A 401-nucleotide genomic window follows, 5' to 3' on the forward strand; every position below is an offset into this window, starting at 1 on the left:
ACGAGCAGAAACTGGATAAGCTGATTCAGGTATACAAAGAGGCTGGTGGAGCTGTGGCATGAAAAAGCTAAGCAACTGGCTGCTCGGCGCGTGGATTTCATTCTGCTCGCTGTTGCAGCTATGGCCTGATGCAATGATGCATGTATGGGTAATGATGCCTGATGACCTGAAAGCAGCGCTACCGCCAATCGTGGTTAAAGGTGTGAGCTACTCCATCATGCTGGTTGGCATCCTCGGCAAGATGCACGGCATGAGGAAGGAAAACCGGAGACTGCGCGATGGTAAGTGAGCAAAGAGAAGCATTGGTGCTGGAATGGGTGCACATAACCAGCAGGGAAGACAATATTGAGTCGGCGTGGCGCGCACTTAAAAATCGCTCGCAATTGGTGCAGTTTGCAACC

Annotated in this window: 1 protein-coding gene; it reads left to right on the forward strand. The window is 51.4% G+C overall.

Annotation, left to right across the window (positions count from 1 at the left end; genetic code table 11):
* Window positions 1-58 precede the first annotated feature (58 nt).
* On the forward strand, window positions 59-289 hold the full coding sequence (locus H4O21_RS24450) for a DUF7940 domain-containing protein (protein ID WP_182812514.1): 231 nt from the start codon (window positions 59-61) through the stop codon (window positions 287-289).
* The last annotated feature ends 112 nt before the right edge of the window (window positions 290-401 follow it).

The sequence above is a fragment of the Oceanospirillum sediminis genome (assembly GCF_014164585.1).
Taxonomy (GTDB): domain Bacteria; phylum Pseudomonadota; class Gammaproteobacteria; order Pseudomonadales; family Halomonadaceae; genus Oceanospirillum; species Oceanospirillum sediminis.